A 22,454-nucleotide genomic window follows, 5' to 3' on the forward strand; every position below is an offset into this window, starting at 1 on the left:
TTGGTGGTGCATTTATTCTGTTGGCAAAAATTTCCCTTGCATTTCTATTTGCACTTGGACCTTTCTTTATTGTTGCTTTGCTTTGGCAAACAACACACCGCTTTTTTGAACGATGGGCAACACAATTATTGAGTTACATCACTCTCATTGTACTCTTATCAACTATATTTAAAGTAATGTTAACTATTTTTACAAACTACATGGATGACCTCCGCTTTGACGGTCAACAAAATATAAGCTATGCACTTGGAGGAGCTTTCACCTTATCTATTATTTCTATCGTGCTGTTGCTAAAATTATCAAGCATTGCAAATACTTTAGCAAATGGTATTACACTTGAATATCTATGGAGATTAAGTGCTGTAGGCAGCACTGTTTCCAGCAGTAGCCGCACAGTTAAATAATTGAAATACAGCGATGTAATCAATGATCTGTCTGCTGCAGATTCAATCATAATTAAAAAATAATATTATACATTTTGAAAATCAAAATTGAAACAATGATAAAAAATTGCTAGATGAATAAACAATTTGAAACTGAGAATCGAAGTGTATCATTTTTGTATTTTTGATTAATAATATTTTATTGTCAGCCTACACATCGATTCTAAAGCCAAACCACACAAACAATTGGAATCGGACATCTATTAATAAAACAGATATGCGAAAAATCAGTGAGAAAATGTAATTCATCCTCCTGTAATATGTAAATTCTGGAAAGAGTGAAACATGAAAAAGTTAGTTATTACAGCGATAATAAATGTAATTTTGACGACACCAAGTTTTGCAAATGCGATCCCATTTAGCAACTCTGGTGGTAGCAAAATTACCGTCACGTACGAACAATCACGCCAAAATCATCAAGGTTTACCACAATCCCCTATAAGAGTTGCGCAAACCTCACCAAGAGGACGGGATAGTAATAGTAATAGTAATAGTAGATTTTTTGTAGAAATGTTAAAGAAACAGTCTGAAGAAATAAAAAAACAATCCGAGCACTTAGAAAAAATATATGGTGCTATAGCTAGCAATCCTCAAAATCTTCAGGATATTCAGGATGCAGAAGATATTTTTCTTAAAAAATTACATTTATCCTACGAAAGAGATGATTTCCTAACAGCAAACTCAACAAACCAAGATCTTTCCAAAATTGGAGAGTTTGAAAATAAATTTAAAGAGTTTGAGAATAAATCAAATTTTGAAACCACACGGCAATCTATCAATAATCGCAGCCAATACGCAGCGGCTATCGACAAATTTATAGGATTGAAAATTTCTGAAAACATAGAGGATCGTTCAGGAAAAATCTTAGGGTTATTAAAAAAGATTGATGGAACGAGCGATTTAAAAGGTATTTCTGAGTTGCAGACCCGTCTTAAAATTCAATTAGCGATGAGTCAAAATGAGACGACACAATTGCAAATGGCGGCACATCTACGCAATGTAGAGCAAGCATTTATTAATCAGCAAAAATACAAACGTAACATGAAAATTCTTGATAGTAAAAATATGGAAATGCCAAAGATACGGTATTGACAGTGAGCATTTCTAAAACTGTCCTACCGGCGTCATTGGTTTTCATATGTAAAAAGAATAAACCGATACATTTTAAAAAAATATTTGCATCAAATTGCATAAATATAAGAAAAATATAAAACATATTACAAGCAAAAAAAATCAGAATTCATTAGCGTATTCGATGGCATTACTGCGGGAGATTGATTAATGAGTTTTAATAAAATGGAAATTATATTTATATATTTTAAATCAAAATTGAAATAATGATAAAAAAAATATAGATTATAAAAAATATTTTAAGTGAGGAATGTTAAAATGAAGTATATCATTTTTACAATTTTGATTGTGAGTCTTTTTTTGTCGGCTTGCACATCGGCTCCAAAGTTAAAACAACCCAGTAATTGGAATCGAGTGCCTATTAATAAAGAAATACCTGCGGAAATTCAGTGAGGAGCGATATGAGGAAAAAAGAAGCTAAACCAGTAAAAGCCGAGAGACTCAATAGTTATTATGAAGAAAGTCGAGGTTTGGAACGTGAATTAATTAATGAATTTATGAAATCCCGCAGAACAGCATGGAGAGTAGTAGGTGCTTTTAGCATTTTGGGGTTTCTAGGTATGATATGCGGAGTAATTGGTTTTTATCAACCAGCACCCACTCCTCTCGTATTACGCGTTGATAATAGTACTGGTGCAATTGATGTTGTTACTATCATGCGCGATCATGAAACCAGTTATGGTGAAGTTGTGGATAAATATTGGCTTAATCAATATGTACTCAACCGTGAAACTTATGACTACGATACTATCCAGTTAAATTACGATACTACGGCGCTTTTAAGTGCACCAAAAGTTCAACAAGAGTTTTATAAAATTTACGATGGTGAAAATGCGCGCGATAAAGTACTTTCCAACAGATCACGCATTACAGTGAAGGTTCGCTCAATTCAGCCAAATGGCCGTGGGCAAGCAACCGTGCGTTTTACGACGCAACAACAAGACAGTAATGGCTCAACTGGAAAAAAAGAAGACCAAATAGCAACGATTGGATACACCTATGTTGGTGCGCCAATGAAATCATCTGATCGATTGCTTAACCCCCTTGGTTTCCAAGTTACAAGTTACCGCGCTGATCCAGAAATAGTTTTGAATAATTGAGGAATTAACTGTTATGAAGAAACTTGCGTTTGTTGTCTTACTGGCTTCGCTTTATACGATGCCTGTGCAGGCGCTTAAAACTCCATCAAATTCACAATATGATCATCGCATTCGTTATGTGAATTATAACGTCGCTGATGTGGTTCAAATTGAAACAGTTCTCGGCGTAGCAACGCATATCATTCTTGAAGAAGGTGAACGCTATATTACGCATGCCTTTGGTGATTCTGACGCTTATGCTTTTGCTCATAAGGGACGACATATTTTTATTAAACCTAAAGCTGAGCTTGCCAATACTAATCTTATCGTTGTGACTGATAAACGCAGCTATAAATTTCGACTACAGTTTCGCAATGATCGCGCTGGTTCTACCTATGAATTAGCTTTTCTTTATCCCGATTCAAATATTCAAAAATCAAAGGATGAGAATCAACAAGCTGCCATTGAGCACAGTTTTCGTAAAAACATGAATGGTTATAATCTTAACTACACTATGAGTGGTCATAAAGATATTGCCCCTATAAATGCTTGGGACAACGGACGTATTACATACTTTAAGTTTTCAGCTAATGTGGATATGCCTTCGATTTACTTAGTGGATGCGGAAGGCAACGAAAATCTAATACCGCGCACTGTTGTGGGAAATTCTAATAATATTATAGCTGTTCATAAGGTTAATCCCAAATGGATCGTACGATTGGGGAGACGCGCTCTTGCTATCTTTAATGAATCTTATGATCCCAATGGTATACCCAATACAACCGGAACAATATCATCAGTGGTTCGTCGTATTAATAAAGGAGATAAATAATGTTCTGCGATAAGAAAGGGGATGGATTAAATAATACAGGCGAAAACTTAAACCATACTGGACAAGATCATATTGAAGGGGCGTATGGCCAGTCCGATTTAGATTCCGAACGTCGTCCAACGATTCCCGGTGCACGCATATTGTTAATAGTAGGGCTTATTGTCATAGTAGCAGTACCAGCTGCACTGTCTTGGAAAGCTTTGAAAATGCGTAATACTTCAGAAAATGTTGAAGAACAACAAACAGTTGAGCAAATTATACCAAGTTATACTCCTCCAGTCATAGTGGAACCAAAAGTGACAGAGACTAATGCTGTAGAAGAATCAGATAAACAAGCTCAATTAGAAGAGCAAATACGGAATCTTCCATCGTCTTTAGCTCAACTTCTTCAAACAACCATGCCACAGCAATTAATTAAAGATTCCGAGGCACTAGCTCGCGAACGTATGTTAAATTCAGGCCTTAACAACGGTGGAGGAAGTGAAAGTTCTGAAAGCTATTCAAACAATAACAGCCCTTCTCGTGACAGCAGTGGTGGTGAGTTATTAGAAAAATTACAACCCGTAAGATTAAGTCAATCATATGCAGGGCGACTCCATAATCGTGACCTATTAATTACACAGGGAACACAAGTAGATTGTGTATTGGAAACTAAAATCATCACAACACAGCCAGGTATGACAACATGTTATTTAACTCGTGATGTTTACTCTACAAGTGGTCGAGTTGTTTTACTAGATCGTGGTTCAAAAGTTGTTGGTTTCTATCAAAGCGGATTACAACAAGGACAAGCACGGGTTTTCGTACAGTGGTCACGTATTGAAACACCCTCTGGTGTTGTTGTAGATCTTGACTCGCCTGGCACTGGTCCACTTGGAGAAGCTGGTCTAGGAGGTTGGATTGATCAACATTTTTGGGAACGATTTAATGGTGCAATCATGATTAGCATAATTAGTAATTTCGGAGAATGGTTGAGAGATAAAGTCAGCCGAAAAGAAAAAGAAAAAGAAAAACAGCAATCTCAACAAAATTCACAAGGAGCTGAAGCTGTGGTCATGGATGTCATTCAAAATTCAATCAATATTGTACCAACACTATATAAAAACCAAGGAGAAAGAATAAATATTTTGATTGCTCGGGATTTGGATTTTAGCGATGTCTACAGTCTCGTTACACGCTAATCAAGTACAGAAAGATCAAGCGGTTGCACAACTTTTACAACCACTTGATCGTTTCTTAGAAGATCCCCGAATTACTGAGTTATCCATTTGCCGTCCCTGCGAAGTATGGACAAAGAGTTTTGAGGGTTGGCAAGTACATAATGCCCCAGAGTTAACAACCTCTTTTTTGCAAACCCTTATTACCGCTATAATTGTCTATAATGGTATGATTCCAAAAAGTATAAATTATGTACTGTTACCTGGAGGACAGCGCGGTACAATTGTACAAGCTCCAGCCGTTATCGATGGTACATTATCATTTATGATTCGTAAGCACTCTCTCACAGTTAAAACACTCGAAGAGCTTGAAAATGAGGGTACTTTTGATAATTTTTTAGATATGAGTTTTAACAAACCTTCAGAAAAAGAGGCAAATAACTATTTATTAAAACAGGATTTTACACGATTAGAACCCTTTGAAGTTCAATTATTGAAATTCAAACGAGACCGCAAAATTATTGATTTTTTAGAAAAATGTGTACTTTATAAGCGCAACATCATTATTGCAGGAAAAACAGGATCAGGGAAAACAACTTTTGCCCGCTCTTTAATAGAAAAGGTTCCTGTAGATGAGCGTATTATTACAATCGAAGATGTTCATGAGCTTTTTTTACCAAATCACCCTAACCATGTGCATATGCTTTACGGTAATAGTACGGACCGTGCTACAGTTGATGAATGTTTGGATGCATGTATGCGTCAATCACCTGACCGTATCTTTCTCGCCGAGTTGCGTGGTAATGAAGCTTGGGAATATCTTAATTCACTTAATACTGGACATCCTGGATCAATTACAACAACCCATGCCAATAATGCTCTACAAACATTTGAGCGGTGTGCAACGCTCATTAAAAGATCGGAAATTGGGCGTCAACTCGATATAGACATGATAAAGCTAGTTCTCTATACAACAGTTGATGTAGTGTTGTTCTTTAAAGATCGGAAACTTTCTGAAGTTTTTTACGATCCGATTTTTTCTAAATCTAAAATAGCTTAAGCTAAAATCCTCCAATAATAAATGAGATTATAGAAAGCCGTGATAATTTTATACGGCTTTTTTTATTTTGTTGATTTTGAAACATAATTTCTTATTCCACCTCTCCCAGAAAGATGAACTAAATAATTCATCGCGACAAAGAGATCAAATAACATACAGAAATTTTCATTTCTTTCGCGCTTCACTCTCTAATAAACCCCTTACAGAATTATTTTTAAGAAAAACAAATAAAAACGGCAGCCTGAGCACAACAGAAATTTCTTACTTTATAGTATGAGTAGTGCCGTACAAGTAAAAAATAAAAAATCAAAATCTACTCAACTATGCTAACAAATAGTGTAATTTTTTTATGATAATTGAGACTACTTTCCCACCACGACAACTTCTTTCCCCCAATAAAGATTAAAGTTTTCATCCCACTCATCTATTGAATATTGAAGCTAAAAATTATCTTATCAACGCTTTATAAACAACCAATAAGCTTTATAAATCGAACTCTGAATAAGGCTCTAAGAAATAAAAAGCATGCATAATAAAATAAATGATTTACAGCTTTTCTCTTCTTTAACCTTATTTTATAAACGACGCTCAACCATAAGCTTTTTAATTTCAGCAATAGCTTTAGCCGGATTTAAACCTTTTGGACAAGTTTGTGCACAATTCATAATGGTATGACATCGATAAAGTCTAAAAGGATCTTCTAGATTATCAAGACGTTCACCGCACATCTCATCACGTGAATCAGCGATCCAGCGATAAGCTTGGAGCAAGATGGCTGGCCCTAAATAACGATCACCATTCCACCAATAGCTCGGACATGATGTCTGGCAGCACGCACATAAAATACATTCATAAAGCCCATCAATTTTCTGACGATCGGAATAACTTTGTAACCATTCTTTTGCAGGCTCAGGTGAAACAGTCTGTAACCAAGGCTCAATGATACGATGCTGTGCATAAAAATGCTTTAAATCAGGAACTAAATCCTTAACAACGGGCATAGAAGGAAGAGGATAAACCTTAATGGGATGCTGCACATCATCCATCCCTTTTGTGCAAGCTAGCGTATTAGTCCCATCAATATTCATGGCACACGAACCACAAATCCCTTCACGACATGACCTCCGAAGTGTCAATGTCGGATCAATATGATTTTTTATAAACAAAAGTCCATCAAGGATCATAGGGCCACAAGCTGAACGATCTACATAATACGTATCAAGATGAGGGTTTTCTTCATCATCAGGCGACCAACGATAAACATGAAATTCTGTTAACTGCGTAGCACCTTCAGGCTTAGGCCAAACTTTCCCAACTTTTACTTGAGAATTTTTGGGAAGTCTAATTTGTACCATAATTTATTCTCCCCTTAATAAACGCGTTTTTTAGGAGCAATGCGCTTTAAATCTATACCACCATCGGCTTCAGATGTTAAAGGATCAATATGAACTGGCCGATATGATAATGTTACTTTGCCGTCTTTTGACAAACGTGAAACCGTATGATGACGCCAATTTTTATCATCCCGCTCTGGATAATCCTCACGCGCATGAGCTCCCCGGCTCTCTAAACGAGCTTCTGCTGAATAAACGGTCATAATTGCATTAACCATCAGATTCTCAAGCTCTAATGTTTCAACCAAATCAGAATTCCATATCAATGAACGGTCTGTTACTTTGAGATCAGACAACTCATCCCAGATTTTACTTATCCTCTGACATCCTTGTTGTAAAGAATCTTCTGTGCGGAATACAGCTGCATCCTCCTGCATAGTACGTTGCATTTTTTCACGCAATACGGCTGTTGGCGTTCCTCCTTGAGCAAAACGTAAACGATCAAAACGTGCTATAATCTCATCAACAGCTTCTTCGTTAATAGGCGGAATTTCTGCATCGCGGTTAATCACTTCACCTGCACGAATCGCAGCTGCACGCCCAAAAACGACAAGATCAATCAATGAATTTGATCCTAAGCGATTAGCACCATGAACAGAAGCACATCCCGCCTCCCCTACGGCCATCAAGCCTGGTTGAATAGAATCAGGTGAATCAGCAGTTGGGTTTAAAACCTCCCCATAATAATTAGTAGGAATACCACCCATATTGTAATGGACAGTTGGAAGAACAGGAATAGGCTCTTTTGTCACATCAACACCTGCAAAAATCCGCGCCGATTCAGATATCCCTGGCAAACGTTCATGCAATATAGCAGGATCAATATGGTTAAGCACTAAATGAATATGATCTTTTCTTGGACCAACCCCGCGCCCTTCGCGAATTTCAAGCGTAATACAACGAGAAACCAAATCACGCGACGCTAAATCCTTAAAAGAAGGAGCATAACGCTCCATAAATCTCTCTCCCTCAGAGTTAATCAAATATCCACCTTCACCTCGCGCTCCTTCTGTAATTAAGCAGCCAGAACCGTAAATACCTGTAGGATGGAATTGAACAAACTCCATATCTTGAAGTGGTAATTTAGCACGAGCAATCATTCCACCGCCATCACCTGTACACGTATGAGCTGATGTTGCAGAAAAATACGCACGTCCATATCCACCCGTTGCAAGAACAACCATTTTAGCAGAAAAACGATGAATTGTTCCATCATCAAGATTCCATGCCACAACGCCCGTGCACACACCATCAGTCATAATTAAATCAAGTGCAAAATACTCAACAAAAAACTGTGCATTATGTTTTAAGCTCTGCCCATAAAGCGTATGTAAAATTGCATGCCCAGTACGATCCGCCGCAGCACAAGTACGTTGAACTGGAGGTCCTTCTCCAAACTCTGTTGTATGCCCTCCAAAAGGTCTTTGATAAATTTTTCCGTCCTGTGTACGCGAAAAAGGAACCCCATAATGCTCCAGCTCATATACAGCAGCAGGCGCATTACGCACCAAATATTCCATCGCATCAGTATCACCTAACCAATCAGACCCTTTTACTGTATCATACAGGTGCCATTGCCAATTATCCGGCCCCATATTAGATAACGATGCTGCAATACCACCCTGAGCAGCAACTGTGTGTGACCTTGTTGGAAAAACCTTTGTGATACACGCTGTTTTTAGCCCCTGTTCAGCCATACCAAGCGTTGCACGCAAACCCGCACCACCAGCGCCCACAACAACAACATCAAACCTATGATCAACATATTGATAAGAAGCGTTACCTGCTCTCGCACTCAGAGATGATCCTGTGCCCATCATAGTCTTTAACCCCCTAATAACGCAATCTTCAAAAGAGCAAAAATAATTATACCACCCAAAAGAAAACAAAATAAAATATTCAACGCAAAAAATAACATTCGTAGAGTTTCATGCGGAATATAATCTTCAATAACAACCTGCATTCCAAGTTTCATATAATAGAGCAAGGACACGGTCATTAACATCATAACAACAGCAACAGCAGGATGCGAAAGCCGCGCATGCACAACACTATAATCTTTTCCAACGAGGGAGAGAATAAGAACGATAAAAAATATCAAAAATGGCAAATTAATAAAACTTATCAAGCGCTCTAACCAAAAATGCTCTGTTCCGCCATGCGCGCTCCCAAGCCCACGTGCTTTTGCAAGCTCTGTCCTAAAATCTTCTTTCATACCTCTCTATACCCCCCCCACACTTAAACAACGCTATATCCAATAATCCAAATTATAATAGTAACGATAAAAGAAATAAAAACTGTCGCCCAAGCTGTTAATGTCGCCTTTTCCTTCATCAAAAGACAAGGCTTTATATCCCAAACAATGTGACGAATACTGCCAACCATATGATGAACTCCAACAAGCGTATAGAAAAACAAAATACAAAGTCCAGGCATAGAACCATAAATTCCATTAATCATTTTAAATGCCTCATCGCCACAAGCCACTGATGTTAACCAAATAGCAAGGAGTATTATTCCAAAATAAAGAGCTACCCCTGTGATACGGTGCGCAATTGACATCGCCATAGTGATAGACCAACGGTAAATAGTCAAATGGGGGGCACGAGGGCGCTCTTTTATCCTAGCTGTCTTTGTCATAAAAATATCCTGACCTGAACTTTTACTGCAACTTCGTCATGAACGAGAAGATTCGCACAAAACGATCAAATGCATTATCGTTTTTACTTATTTGGCACCTAAATGACCAATAGCTACAGGTCGGTTGTCTCAAATAACGGATTAAAGGTCGCGCAGAAAAAAACCGATTGTTTTACAAAAAAAATCATAAAACTAACTTTACTTAATATAATTTTCTCTTCACGTCAAAGATCTAACACCATTTATTAAATATAAACCAGCATCTTTCCATTGCACTCAACCTTGCTTGTCAATATCGATGACTTGTAGCCTCTGGAATATAAACACCAAAATCACTCCTTAGCCATACAACATATACTAAATTTACAACACAAAAAAGCGACATAAAAGTCGCTTTCTCGTAAAAATTAGCAATAATGATTCTTATTCAGCAGTTTGATGTGTTCCATCTGATACAGCAGATGTTTTTTCCACAATCTTTGCACCTTTTTTTCTATAATCTCTTTTTTCAGTGATACGTGCAGCCTTACCTCTTAAAGCACGAAGATAATAAAGCTTTGCCCTACGAACTTTACCACGACGTACAAGTTCAACCCCTTCAATCAGAGGAGAATAAAATGGAAACACACGTTCTACACCTTCACCATAAGAAATTTTGCGTACTGTAAAAGTCTCATTTAAACCACCTCCTGAACGTGCAATACAAACACCTTCATAAGCTTGCACACGTGTTCGTGTACCTTCAGTTACACGCACCATAACACGCACTGTATCTCCTGCCTGAAACGCTGGTAACTGACGCTTTTCTTCAATTTTTGCACATTGTTCAGCTTCAAGCTGGGCAATAACATTCATTTTTTTATCCTTCATGTTCTTCTCGAACAGTCAGAGCGCTCAACTCTTGCCACAAAAGCATTTCTATAAATTTCTATCAATAGAAAAAGCTCTTTAGACTATGTTATACAGGAGCGAATACACCATCCATTAATTTTAATTTGGATTTACAAAAGCCCTTTACAAGAAAATTCTCCAGGAATTGAGCCGTGCAATACAACATCTTGCAAAATAAATCAAGTTTTCCGACGATTTTTATCGTAAAGAGCATAAAGATCAGGTCGACGTTGATATGTTAACAATTCTGCCTGTTTTTGACGCCACTCCGCAATATCTTTATGATGACCCGAAATTAACACGGGTGGAATAGCACGCCCTTCAAAAACGGCCGGGCGCGTATATTGAGGATACTCAAGTAACCCATTTTCAAAACTTTCGCATGCTCCAGAAGCCTCATTGCCCATAACTCCAGGCAAAAGACGCACAATAACATCCAAAAGAACCAATGCGGCTGTTTCTCCACCTGAAAGAACATAATCACCAATAGACACTTCTTCCAATTCCCTTGCTTCTATTATTCGCTCATCGACCCCTTCAAAACGCCCACAAATTAACGTCACTCCTGAACCACGGGCCAAAGAACGTGCATATGTTTGATTAAAAGGACGCCCACGCGGACTCATTAGTAATCTTGGCGAATCATGTGGACAACTATCAAGTGCAGCAGCTAATATATCTGCACGCATCACCATACCTGCACCACCACCAGCTGGTGTACCATCAACACTACGGTGTTTATCTAAAGCAAAATCTCGAATCTGTACTGTCTCCAGAGACCATATTCTACGCTCTAAAGCTTGCTTTGCTAAAGAATACCCTAAAAATCCAGGAAACATTTCGGGATAAAGTGTTAACACACGTGCTTGAAACATTACTTTTATATCTTTCATAATTTAGGAAGCACCTTAATTTTGAGAATCGGCTCATTTCCTACCATCACTCTATTATCCATCACTTAAACCAGCTGCCAAAGAATCAACAACAAGAAAACCAGAAGCAGTACAAATCTCCGGCACCGCTGCCTTACTAAATGGAATGAGCACTGTTTTACGCGTGTTTAAGCGCACTTCAAGCAAATCACCAGCCCCGAAATTTAAAAAACCGCTTACCTCACCCAAAGTTTGGCCTTTACAATCTTGAACACGAAGCCCAATTAAATCTATTTGATAAAATTCATCCTCAGCTAAATCATCAACCAATTGATCACGCTCAATATAGAGACGGACTCCTCTTAAGGCCTCAGCAGCACCACGGTCTTCAATTCCTTGAAAGCGCACAATCGCTCCATTTTTATTTTGCTGCACCCGAAGACTTGCAATCTCATAAAAATGTCCTGTATCATCATAAAGGGTTCCATAATTTTTCAAGCGACACGGTTCATCACCTAGCGTTTTAACCAAAACGTGCCCCTTTATACCATGTGCTGGACCAATAACAGCAAGATAGACTTTATTTTTAAGCTTTTTTCTATTATCTTCCATGTGAGAACTATCTTTTAAAATGGATTTAAATCTTGTAACTGTTTATTAAATTGTAACTGTTTATTAGATCTTGTTGCCATATCAACAACCTTCCTCAAAGACCTTATTTTGGTAACAAAACAAATTAATAAAAAGGAGAAACATTATGGCAAATATTATGCTTTTTTACAAAGATGTAACCCCAATAAACAAGATTACCCATAAAAATCTAAGATTTTCTCCCCCTGATAACATGTCTTTTGCAAAAGATACTCACTGGATTCCTTTAGCAATTAGTGAATATTTTCAAGCTGCTTTAGATTATCCAATCTTATTTATGTCGGCAACGGATGAAAATGAGAAACGGCATTATACATCTGCCGCTCTTGTGGGCCTTTCTAATGATGAAAATGACTATATTGTCTCCAATGAAAATTGGAAACAAAATACTTATGTCCCGGCTTTTGTACGTCGCTATCCTTTCGTTCTTGCACAAATTCCAAATGAAAAAGAACTTTCTGTTTGCTTTGATCAAAAATCAGGCATGTTTAATGAAGTTACAGGCACAGAGCTTTTTAATTCAGATGGCTCTATCTCTCCCTTTATGGAAGAGCGTATTCATTTTCTTGAAAGCTTTAAAGTCGCTATGGATAAAACCTCTGAATTTCTCAATACTCTTGTGGAAATGGATTTGTTGAGCCAAAAATCAATTAATGTCAAAAATGATAAAGGTCTTTCAGCACAGTTAGAAGATTTTTGGATTGTTGATGAAGAAAAACTTAATAAATTATCTTCTCATCAGCTTTCAAAACTCCATAAGAATGGCTTTTTAGGAAAAATTTTTGCACACCTCATGTCAATGAACAATCTTTTAAAAATACTCTCTCTAAAAAATGAAAATCGCATTCAAAAGCAAGAGGAACAGTCTCAAAAAAAGAGCGATAATGTTGATAATGAGACATCTAAAAAGAAAGAAACTCTTAACTAAAAATGTCCACACAAAATGATAGTAGAAAGAACAAAAATACTTCTTTGATCCCAGCAGATCACGCTGTTTTATCCATGAGGAAAAGCTGGTTGGACAATCTTGTACAAACACGTCGTTTATCTGTACAAACAGCGCAAGCTTATGAGCGGGATACGAGGCAATTTTTGTTTTTTCTCTGCCAACATTTTGGGCACAAACCAACATTTAATGACCTTGCTAATTTGCGGGTTATTGACTTACGTGCTTATCTGGCTTATCGCCGTACACACAATATAAGCTCTCGCTCTTTAAGCAGAAACATGGCAGGCTTGCGCTCTTTCTTTAACTACTTATCACGTGAAGGTGTTATCAGCATCCCTGCCTCTAAACTTATTCGAGCTCCCAAACACCCAAAATCTTTACCAAAACCTCTGACTATTAAATCGGCACTGCATGTAGTCAAAAAAGATAGTCAGCAGGAAAATGAGCCATGGGTCATTGCTCGCAATACTGCTGTCTTAATGCTTCTGTATGGTTGTGGAATGCGAATATCAGAAGCTCTAGCACTCACGCCAAAACAATTTTCTGACCCGAACAGTATAAGTTTATTTGTAACTGGGAAAGGTGGAAAAACACGCATTATTCCCCTCATAAAAGTCGTTTGCGAAGCAGTACACAATTACCTCAAATGCTGTCCATACCCTTTAATGGATAATCAACCAATGTTTCGTGGTGTTCGAGGTGGTGTTTTACAACCAGAAATTATTCAACGAACCGTTCGAAACTTGCGTGCAAAACTCGATTTGCCGGCAACCGCCACACCTCACACACTACGTCATTCTTTTGCTACACATCTTTTAACACGTGGAGGAGATTTGCGCACTATTCAGGAACTCCTTGGCCACGCTTGTTTATCTACCACACAGGTTTATACCCATATTGACACAGAACGCTTGCTAGAAGTTTATAAAAAAGCACATCCCCGTGCTTGATGAATTCTTTAAACTAGAATACGTTAAACAGACTCAACTTCGATTGCTAAAGCATGAACACGTGTTTCTAGCTCTTTCTGTAAAACTTTATAAATAGCCCGATGTATCTCCACCCGTGTCATACCTGAAAAAGAAGAAGATAAAATTTTGATTCGAAAATGTGTTTCCCCTTTACCATCAAAGGCATATTCTCCATGAACATGTCCAGAATGAAGATGACTTTCATTAATCACTTCAAGTTTCTGCGGACAAAAAGCATCCTGGAGCTTCATTATAATTGTCGTTTGAATTGCAGTAGACATTTTTGGTCCTTTATCAAATAAACAGAAGAAATTGAGTCTTTCCCATTACTGAATCAATGTGAAAATAAATTTTTCAAAAGTCAATTCTTGTCAAATCAATCAATTTTGCATAAATCGGGTATATGGCAATAACATCTAAATTATTCGATTCAATCCGAATCAGCTCTAATAAGAAGAAACCTATTGAAGCACAAAAAAAACAGTGCCAATGGGAGGGTTGTGAAAAGGCTGGCCTTTACAAAGCACCAGCAGGCAGAAATTACGAAGGACAATATCTGTATTTTTGTCTTGATCACGTGCGCGCTTATAATAAAAACTTTGATTACTTCTCTAACAGTAGCGATAAGGATATCGCAAAATTTCAAAAGGATGCGCTTACTGGACATCGTCCTACATGGCCTACTGATCTTAGCAATGGCGTATCGAAAAAAACAGCTGCTAACTATGCAAAAATTCGTTCTGGAACAGCTGCCTATCAAAATCGCATGCGTGATCCATTCACCTTATTTACCGAACGTCATTCATCCAATAATTTTTCAAGAAAATTGAAACCATTAGAAGCGAAAGCTTTTGATACATTAGGGCTAAAAGCAAATGCCTCAGCTGAAGATATCAAAACAAAATACAAAGAATTAGTCAAAAGACACCATCCAGATACCAACGGTGGTAATCGATCTTCAGAAGAACGCTTTCGCGATGTATTGAACGCCTATAATTTGCTAAAAAAATCTGGTTTGTGCTAACTTAACGACTTAAGAAAAGTTCATACTAATTAAAATCATATTTGATTCAGATCTGTCATTTCCTTCGAAAGACAGAAATATGCCTGATAAAATTGCTTTCCATGCCAAAGACTTCCTTTATAGAGCATTGCATAAGCATTCTAACTCTTGTATCGTTTTCCAATGAATAAAAAAAATTATCGTTCTTTTTTACAGAAAAATAATGTCAAAAGAAAACCCCACAGTTAAAAATATACCCGATATCACGCTCAGTGCTCGCGATCTGTTTAACATTGATACCGATATGAAAGTGCCTGCTTTCAGCACGAAGAGCTCTCACGTGCCTGATTTAGATCCCAATTATCGTTTTGATCAACAAACAACTTTAGCGATTTTAGCAGGATTCGCTTTTAACCGTCGCGTTATGATTTCTGGTTATCACGGTACAGGAAAGTCAACACATATTGAACAGGTTGCTGCGCATCTTAACTGGCCTTGTATTCGTATTAATCTTGATAGTCATGTTAGCCGTATTGATTTAGTAGGAAAAGATGCTATCGTTCTAAAAGATGGTCTGCAAGTTACTGAATTTAAAGAAGGAATTTTACCATGGGCGTATCAGAATAATGTTGCTCTTGTTTTCGATGAATATGACGCAGGTAGACCTGATGTTATGTTTGTCATCCAACGCGTCCTTGAAGCTTCTGGACGACTGAGCTTACTTGATCAAAGCCGTGTTATCGCCCCTCATCCAGCATTTCGTCTTTTTGCAACTGCTAATACCATTGGTCTTGGTGACACGACAGGACTTTACCATGGCACACAACAAATCAATCAAGCCCAAATGGATCGCTGGTCCATTGTAACGATATTAAATTATTTATCCCATGATAAAGAAGTCGATATCGTTTATTCAAAAGTTAAATCTTTTCAAACAACTGAAGGCAAAAATACAATCTCACAAATGGTACATGTTGCTAATATGGTACGTCAATCTTTTATCAACGGGGACCTTTCAACAGTCATGAGCCCGCGTACTGTTATTACTTGGGCAGAAAATACCACTATTTTTCAAGATGTTGGATTTGCTTTCCGATTAACCTTTCTTAATAAATGTGATGAGATAGAGCGCACTACTGTCGCAGAATTTTATCAACGTGCCTTTGGAAAGGAGCTTCCGGAATCACTTATTCATAGTGTCTTAGTTAAGGGAGATATATAAATCATGGCTGCAGAAGCTGGCAATAACAGCCAAAATCTGACAAATGACTCCTCTCCCAGCACCCTTGATGCTGAAACTTTTAAAAAATCCATTTCTACCTGTGTCCGCGCCATTGCAGGTACGCGCAATCTTGAAGTTTCCTTCAGCCATAACAAACCGTCACTCAGCGAAAATCATGCACACTTACCAGAACTACCACATCATGCAACAAATAAAGATATAGTCATTATCCGTGGATTAGGCGATTCTATGGCTTTATACAAAGCATGGCATAATAATCACATTCATACACAGTTTGCTCCCATAGAATCAGAAGCACGTGCTATCTTCGATGCTTTAGAGCAAACACGTGTCGAAGCAATTGGCACTTTAGAAATGGAAGGAATTGCACAAAATATTGATACCATGCTTGCCGATAAATATCAAAAAGCAGATTATCAGAAAATAAGAAAGCAAAGTGAAGCTCCTATAAAAGAAGCAATTTCTCTTTTATTGCGCGAAAAAATAACAAAGCGTTCTCCTCCTAAAGAGGCTGGGTCTGTATTGGAATTGTGGCGCAACACCATTGAACAAAAGGCTTCTGCAGAGCTGAATGAACTTACACTGCATATTTATAATCAACATGCTTTTGCACAAATTGCTCGTCAAATGCTTGTTTCACTAGAAATGATAACTCAGTCAGAAGAAACATCAGATAATGTGCATGATAAAAAATTTAAAAACGAGTATAAACATCAAAAACAAGCACAAGATGAAGAAGAAAACAAAAACGAAAAACAGACTCAAAGTAAAGAGCAGACAATAACTAAACAAGAAAACGATTTACAAGAAGAAGGAAAAACGCCAACAACTCAATCAAACGGTAATGATCAAGCTAAAGAAGAGCAAGATAATTATAGACAAGAAAAATTGAACAAATACAAACGTGTCCTTGCTGTTTCAGAGCATATGAAAGAGCTTTCTGATTATAAAATTTTTACCCGTCAATTTGATGAAGTACTAGAAGCGAAAGATTTTTGTTCTGAAAGTGAACTGGAAAACTTACGTCGTAGTCTTGATAAGCAAATAAATCCTCTTCAAAGCATTGTGGGACGCTTGGCAAACCGCTTACAACGCCGCCTTATGGCACAACAAAATCGCGGTTGGAATTTTGATCTTGAAGAAGGGTACCTTGATACAGCACGGCTTTCACGTCTTATTATTGACCCAACACAACCACTTTCTTTTAAAATGGAAAGCAATATTCAATTTCGAGATACTGTTGTTTCCTTGCTTGTTGATAATTCAGGCTCAATGCGAGGGCGACCCATTACTGTTGCCGCAAGTTGTGCGGATATTTTAATGCAAACGCTAGAACGCTGCAGTGTTAAAGTTGAAATTTTAGGATTTACCACCAAAGCTTGGAAAGGAGGGAAATCACGCGAGCAATGGCTCAATCAACAAAAGCCAAATAATCCTGGTCGTCTTAATGATTTATGTCATATCGTCTATAAAAGTGCTGATACACCCTGGCGTCGAGCAAGGCGCAATTTAGGTTTAATGATGCAAGAAGGATTGCTGAAAGAAAATATTGACGGTGAAGCGCTTATATGGGCTCATCAACGTCTTTTATTACGGCGTGAACAGCGTCGTATTCTCATAGTCATTTCTGATGGAGCACCTGTTGATGATTCAACATTATCCGTCAACCTTAGTAATTATCTTGAAAAACACTTACGTGCTGTTATTCAGAAAATTCAAACCCATTCGCCCATAGAACTCATTGCTATTGGAATTGGTCACGACGTCACACGCTACTATAATCGCGCTGTCACAATTATGAGTGCCGAAGAATTGGCTGACGCTATAACGGAACAATTAGCAGAGCTCTTTAGCATTAAAATGCCTCTTAAAAAGTTAACATCGATAGGCTCTGTCTAAATATTCAGTATAGCATATATGCTTCATTTAAAATAAAATCCTTTCAAAAACACCATGAGACTTTTTCTACCATAATCGTCAAACAAACAGATGTCGTATTTTTTGAACTATTTTGATAAATAAAAAACTAAAAATTATTTTATAAGAAACAAGCTATTATCAATTACCATCAAACAATTTTTACTGAAAAATCATTTAAAATTAAGCACAAAAGGAAAGCTAACTAACTCTACTGCTAAAGATAACTTTCACTATACGTTATGCCTTTAAGAAAATTTTACAAAACCGCAAAGTAACCAATATCTAAAAAACAAAATAGCAAAATACCTTAAACATATTGTACTGTAATCTAATCAATAACCCACCAAATTAAATATCAGAAAAGTTATTAGACATATCAAAGCACCAATGAGCTAGAAATTCACTTTTACAGAGAAAAGACACACTACTGAAACTGTTAATAGCAATCACAGTACACCAGACTATCACTAAGGATAAAAAAATAATCCGTTTCCTCTTTTTTCCTCGTAAAACCACCCCTTGAAAACACTAACAGCTCCTCACTCTGTAAATGAATGATTAAGCAATAGGAAACCAAAAAGTAATCTATACTAAAGCAAAAAGAAGAAATTACGCTACTTGTTCAGCCTTTTTCTTTACAATTTGACGTTTTAACAAACGCGCCCGTTGTGATAACTCTCTATCATCAGCTTTGGTCAAAAAGCTATCAAGACCACCACGATGTTCAACAGAACGTAAAGCACTCGCTGCAACGCGCAAACGATAACTCTGCTGTAACACCTCTGACATCAACGTTACATTACAAAGATTTGGTAAGAAACGACGACGGGTTTTATTATTCGCGTGGCTAACATTATTGCCATATTGAACTGTTTTTCCTGTCAATTCGCATGCACGAGACATAAACTTCACCTTTAAACTCTAAGAAACTCTAAAATCCCAATCCCCGCAAACCAGAGTGAACACAACACACAGAAAAGTCAATCTGCTTCACACGAACACCATCGAGGAATTTCTGTTTTTAATAAAATGTTGGCAACAAAAGGTCAAGTCTTTTGTTAAAAGCTTTTATACCCCTCATTATCTATTTTTTCTTATTAAAAACGTACAAAATATTTTTTTTTAATGCTCACCATGCTAAAATGAATTATTAACTATAAATAAAATAAACTGAGCCATGACAGAGATTCAATATAAACATATCAAATTATCTTCTGTTTTATTTAGTATTTTATGCGCGTGTTTTTTTCTTATCTTTAGTGCACTAGGTGTATGGCAAATACAACGATTAAATTGGAAAACAAATCTTATCACCAGTGCTAATGAGCGTATTCATTTGGCTCCCGTCCCAGCACCCCCAAAAAACCAATGGAAACATGTTACATTTGAAAAAGATGAATATCGACCTGTTATCATTACTGGAAAGCTTCTAGAAAATAAAAATATTCTTGTTACCGCTGTTGCTCAAAACACCAGTGGTTACTGGGTTTTAACTCCCTTGCAAACATCGGATAATGCACTAACTTTTATAAATCGTGGTTTCATTCCTATGGACAAACGCAATCACTTTCAAAATTCAGAGCAATCACATACGAATAACACTGCGAGCCAATATCCTATCACGAACACAAAACTAACCACAATTATAGGCTTGTTACGTATGAGCGAAAAAAACGGTTTTTTTCCACGAAAAAACAATCCCACTCATGATTTATGGTATACACGTGATCTCCCAACTATGGCACAAAAACTTGGTATCTCTCCTGTTGCTCCCTATTTCATCGATGCTGGAAAAAAAATTGCTACACAGGAAAACCTCCCTATTGCTGGTTTAACCGTCGTACACTTTCCCAATAACCATCTTGTCTATGCTATCACATGGTTTATCTTAGCAGCCGGTATCCTATGCGCTTCTCTTTTCCTATTGCAGCAAAAAAGCTAAATATACAAAACACACACCAATGCTCTTCATCACTAAAAAATAATTGCGTATCTTAATTTAAAAAATTTATCCTCTACGCTGAAAACCAAGCACCTAATCACACTAAAAACATGTTTTATCTAACTGCTTTTTCTTCTAAGAATAGCAAGAGAACGATCTTCTCAATGACATATGAAGAACATATCCCTCCCAATCCTTATATTTTCATCTAAAAATAAAATCTATTCCCTAAAAACGAATACCAAACAATCCCCATAATGAATCATATTATTAAGGACTCTACGTAGCCGAATCAGTATGACAATAATTAAAATCATTGAGTGCATAAAAATTGAAAAGGAAATTTAACTCCTTATTTGAGCAATGATCGCACCACAAAATTACTCTATTAACGTAGAATATTCATATATCTTTTACCGATCGTCCGTTTATACCTTTATCGATATACGTTTATACCTTCATCGATATAAAAGACTAAATCATCCAAACGCACTATAATTGCAAACTGATAAGCCCCCATACACCACAAGTCTTATCTAAAACTTGCCTCCCCCCCCCAATACCAACCATAAAAAATAAAACTGTTAATGACGAAAATGCCGTACACCTGTAAAAATCATCGCCAAACCATTTTCATCAGCTGCAGCAATCACTTCTTCATCACGCATTGATCCTCCAGGTTGAATAACTGCTGTTGCACCAGCTTCAGCAGAAGCTAATAAACCATCTGCAAAAGGAAAGAATGCATCCGACGCAACAACTGATCCTTTAATAGGAGATTCTATTAAATCTGCTCTTTGTGCACTTTCTTCAGCCTTACGTACAGCAATTTTAGCTGAATCTACACGACTCATCTGACCAGCACCAATCCCAACCGTCGCACTATTTTTTGCATAAACAATAGCGTTTGATTTTACGTGTTTTACCACACGAAAGGCAAATAAAAGATCACGCATTTCATCCTGGCTTGGCGCCCGTTTTGTTACCACTTTCAATTTTAAATCATCAACAACCACATTATCACGTGTCTGTACTAATATTCCTCCTGCAAGCGTTTTAGCAGTCCTCCCTGCACAACGTGGATCTGGTAAACCACCTGTTATCAGCAAACGAAGATTTTTTTTCTGTGCAATGATCTCGCGTGCAGCCATATCCGCATCAGGAGCAATAATTACTTCCGTGAAAGTTTTAATAATTTCTGTAGCACATTCTGCATCAAGAATTTGATTTAAAGCGATAATTCCTCCAAATGCCGATACATTATCACACATAAGAGCTTTCAAATACGCTTCTTTTAAACTTTTCCCTTCTGCAACACCACAAGGATTAGCATGTTTAATAAGTGCAACAGCAGCACTCTTTTTAGAGTCAAATTCTGCCACAAGTTCAAATGCCGCATCTGTATCATTCAGATTGTTATAAGAAAGCGCTTTTCCTTGTAATAACTTTGCTGTTGCAACACCAAATCGTTTACTATTATCACGATAAAATGCTGCTTTTTGATGAGGATTTTCCCCATAACGCATAACACTTTCAAGCTGACCAGAAAAACTCTTCCAAGACGGATTTTCAATTTTCAAATCCTGAGCAAACCACGCTGCTATCGCTGCATCATAAGCAGCTGTAAGCTCATAAGCACGCATTGCCAACTTACGCCGCATAAACAAGCTCAAAGCCCCATCATGCCGCTTTAATTCATCTAGAATCGAGTCATAATCACTCACCGCGGTTACAACACCAGTGTAAGCATGATTTTTCGCTGCAGCACGAATCATTGCAGGACCACCGATATCAATATTTTCAATAATGGTTTGTTCATCAATATCAGATCGAGACACTTCTTCAAAAGGATAGAGATTCACAACTAAAAGGTCAATTCCATTAATTCCATATTGTTCCATAGAGGCCGTGTGATTTGGATCCTGCCTTACTCCCAATAAAGCACCATGAATCAAGGGATGGAGTGTTTTAACACGTCCATCCATTATCTCTGGAAATCCAGTAACTTCAGACACATCTTTTACGGGTAAACCAGCAGCCATTAATGTTTTGGCTGTCCCTCCTGTTGAAATCAATTCAATACCGTAATTATGAAGCACCTGCGCAAACGCAACCAAACCCGTTTTATCAAACACAGAAAGAAGAGCACGACGAACCCGGTGGAAATCAGGAGTAGGAAATTTTTTTACAACAACACCCATATAAAAGACCTCAAAATAAAAAATAGTTAAGACTCAAAGAAAAATGAGCTTATGAGATTCATACATAGCACAGGT

The 22,454-nt window shown here is 37.3% G+C and carries 23 protein-coding genes; 13 read left to right on the forward strand and 10 right to left on the reverse strand.

Annotation, left to right across the window (positions count from 1 at the left end; translation table 11 throughout):
* The 7 genes from V5N68_RS00005 to virB11 form a co-directional block, all read left to right on the forward strand.
* Positions 1 to 404 (forward strand): type IV secretion system protein (locus V5N68_RS00005; RefSeq protein WP_332065123.1); only part of this gene is annotated, 404 nt, incomplete at its 5' end.
* 324 nt (positions 405 to 728) lie between these two features.
* Complete coding sequence (locus tag V5N68_RS00010; RefSeq protein ID WP_332065125.1) at positions 729 to 1,535, forward strand: TrbJ/VirB5 family protein; 807 nt, start codon at positions 729 to 731, stop codon at positions 1,533 to 1,535.
* 297 nt (positions 1,536 to 1,832) lie between these two features.
* Complete coding sequence (locus V5N68_RS00015; protein WP_332065127.1) at positions 1,833 to 1,967, forward strand: TrwH protein; 135 nt, start codon at positions 1,833 to 1,835, stop codon at positions 1,965 to 1,967.
* An 8-nt stretch (positions 1,968 to 1,975) separates the two neighbouring features.
* Positions 1,976 to 2,674 (forward strand): VirB8 family type IV secretion system protein, encoded by a 699-nt coding sequence (locus tag V5N68_RS00020; RefSeq protein ID WP_332065129.1) that lies wholly within the window; start codon positions 1,976 to 1,978, stop codon positions 2,672 to 2,674.
* 13 nt (positions 2,675 to 2,687) lie between these two features.
* Complete coding sequence (virB9, locus tag V5N68_RS00025) at positions 2,688 to 3,485, forward strand: P-type conjugative transfer protein VirB9 (protein WP_332065131.1); 798 nt, start codon at positions 2,688 to 2,690, stop codon at positions 3,483 to 3,485.
* On the forward strand, positions 3,485 to 4,666 hold the full coding sequence (gene virB10 / locus V5N68_RS00030) for a type IV secretion system protein VirB10 (RefSeq protein WP_332065132.1): 1,182 nt from the start codon (positions 3,485 to 3,487) through the stop codon (positions 4,664 to 4,666). Before virB9 ends, virB10 begins: the two co-directional genes overlap by 1 nt.
* Positions 4,641 to 5,702: a P-type DNA transfer ATPase VirB11 gene (gene virB11, locus V5N68_RS00035; RefSeq protein ID WP_332065134.1), complete on the forward strand. Its 1,062-nt coding sequence runs from the start codon at positions 4,641 to 4,643 to the stop codon at positions 5,700 to 5,702. Before virB10 ends, virB11 begins: the two co-directional genes overlap by 26 nt.
* A gap of 575 nt (positions 5,703 to 6,277) precedes the next feature.
* Here virB11 and V5N68_RS00040 read toward each other — a convergent pair.
* From V5N68_RS00040 to rimM, 7 genes are all read right to left on the reverse strand, one after another.
* Positions 6,278 to 7,057 (reverse strand): succinate dehydrogenase iron-sulfur subunit, encoded by a 780-nt coding sequence (locus V5N68_RS00040; RefSeq protein ID WP_332065136.1) that lies wholly within the window; start codon positions 7,055 to 7,057, stop codon positions 6,278 to 6,280.
* A gap of 14 nt (positions 7,058 to 7,071) precedes the next feature.
* Positions 7,072 to 8,916: a succinate dehydrogenase flavoprotein subunit gene (sdhA, locus tag V5N68_RS00045; RefSeq protein ID WP_332065138.1), complete on the reverse strand. Its 1,845-nt coding sequence runs from the start codon at positions 8,914 to 8,916 to the stop codon at positions 7,072 to 7,074.
* A gap of 5 nt (positions 8,917 to 8,921) precedes the next feature.
* Positions 8,922 to 9,311: a succinate dehydrogenase, hydrophobic membrane anchor protein gene (gene sdhD / locus V5N68_RS00050; RefSeq protein WP_332065140.1), complete on the reverse strand. Its 390-nt coding sequence runs from the start codon at positions 9,309 to 9,311 to the stop codon at positions 8,922 to 8,924.
* Positions 9,312 to 9,334: 23 nt separating this feature from the next.
* Positions 9,335 to 9,736: a succinate dehydrogenase, cytochrome b556 subunit gene (gene sdhC, locus V5N68_RS00055; RefSeq protein ID WP_332065143.1), complete on the reverse strand. Its 402-nt coding sequence runs from the start codon at positions 9,734 to 9,736 to the stop codon at positions 9,335 to 9,337.
* 423 nt (positions 9,737 to 10,159) lie between these two features.
* Positions 10,160 to 10,591: a 50S ribosomal protein L19 gene (gene rplS / locus V5N68_RS00060; protein ID WP_332065145.1), complete on the reverse strand. Its 432-nt coding sequence runs from the start codon at positions 10,589 to 10,591 to the stop codon at positions 10,160 to 10,162.
* Positions 10,592 to 10,806: 215 nt separating this feature from the next.
* Positions 10,807 to 11,502, reverse strand: a complete 696-nt coding sequence (trmD, locus tag V5N68_RS00065) for a tRNA (guanosine(37)-N1)-methyltransferase TrmD (RefSeq protein WP_442879678.1) — start codon at positions 11,500 to 11,502, stop codon at positions 10,807 to 10,809.
* Between the two features lie 72 nt (positions 11,503 to 11,574).
* Positions 11,575 to 12,111: a ribosome maturation factor RimM gene (gene rimM / locus V5N68_RS00070; RefSeq protein WP_332065149.1), complete on the reverse strand. Its 537-nt coding sequence runs from the start codon at positions 12,109 to 12,111 to the stop codon at positions 11,575 to 11,577.
* Between the two features lie 145 nt (positions 12,112 to 12,256).
* Here rimM and V5N68_RS00075 point away from each other — a divergent pair, with 145 nt between their 5' ends.
* Together V5N68_RS00075 and V5N68_RS00080 are read left to right on the forward strand one after the other, a co-directional pair.
* Positions 12,257 to 13,078: a SapC family protein gene (locus V5N68_RS00075; protein WP_332065152.1), complete on the forward strand. Its 822-nt coding sequence runs from the start codon at positions 12,257 to 12,259 to the stop codon at positions 13,076 to 13,078.
* A 2-nt stretch (positions 13,079 to 13,080) separates the two neighbouring features.
* Positions 13,081 to 14,049 carry a tyrosine recombinase XerC gene (locus V5N68_RS00080; RefSeq protein ID WP_332065155.1) on the forward strand — a complete coding sequence of 323 codons (969 nt, stop codon included), beginning with the start codon at positions 13,081 to 13,083 and terminating at the stop codon, positions 14,047 to 14,049.
* A gap of 23 nt (positions 14,050 to 14,072) precedes the next feature.
* On the opposite strand, the gene V5N68_RS00085 is transcribed toward V5N68_RS00080, so the two are convergent.
* Positions 14,073 to 14,351: a BolA family protein gene (locus tag V5N68_RS00085; RefSeq protein ID WP_332065157.1), complete on the reverse strand. Its 279-nt coding sequence runs from the start codon at positions 14,349 to 14,351 to the stop codon at positions 14,073 to 14,075.
* A 122-nt stretch (positions 14,352 to 14,473) separates the two neighbouring features.
* Between V5N68_RS00085 and V5N68_RS00090 the strand changes: the two genes are divergently transcribed.
* From V5N68_RS00090 to cobT, 3 genes are all read left to right on the forward strand, one after another.
* Positions 14,474 to 15,094, forward strand: a complete 621-nt coding sequence (locus V5N68_RS00090; protein ID WP_332065159.1) for a J domain-containing protein — start codon at positions 14,474 to 14,476, stop codon at positions 15,092 to 15,094.
* Between the two features lie 202 nt (positions 15,095 to 15,296).
* Complete coding sequence (gene cobS / locus V5N68_RS00095; RefSeq protein WP_332065161.1) at positions 15,297 to 16,295, forward strand: cobaltochelatase subunit CobS; 999 nt, start codon at positions 15,297 to 15,299, stop codon at positions 16,293 to 16,295.
* 3 nt (positions 16,296 to 16,298) lie between these two features.
* Entirely contained in the window at positions 16,299 to 18,215 is a 1,917-nt protein-coding gene (gene cobT / locus V5N68_RS00100) for a cobaltochelatase subunit CobT (protein WP_332065163.1), read from the forward strand.
* 630 nt (positions 18,216 to 18,845) lie between these two features.
* Here the strand turns inward: cobT and rpmB are convergent.
* Entirely contained in the window at positions 18,846 to 19,139 is a 294-nt protein-coding gene (gene rpmB / locus V5N68_RS00105; protein ID WP_332065165.1) for a 50S ribosomal protein L28, read from the reverse strand.
* A gap of 274 nt (positions 19,140 to 19,413) precedes the next feature.
* Between rpmB and V5N68_RS00110 the strand changes: the two genes are divergently transcribed.
* Positions 19,414 to 20,178: an SURF1 family protein gene (locus V5N68_RS00110; protein ID WP_332065166.1), complete on the forward strand. Its 765-nt coding sequence runs from the start codon at positions 19,414 to 19,416 to the stop codon at positions 20,176 to 20,178.
* Between the two features lie 584 nt (positions 20,179 to 20,762).
* Here the strand turns inward: V5N68_RS00110 and purH are convergent.
* Positions 20,763 to 22,379 (reverse strand): bifunctional phosphoribosylaminoimidazolecarboxamide formyltransferase/IMP cyclohydrolase, encoded by a 1,617-nt coding sequence (purH, locus tag V5N68_RS00115; RefSeq protein ID WP_332065167.1) that lies wholly within the window; start codon positions 22,377 to 22,379, stop codon positions 20,763 to 20,765.
* Positions 22,380 to 22,454: the final 75 nt, after the last annotated feature.

Source organism: Bartonella eidoli, assembly GCF_036576145.1.
GTDB lineage: Bacteria > Pseudomonadota > Alphaproteobacteria > Rhizobiales > Rhizobiaceae > Bartonella.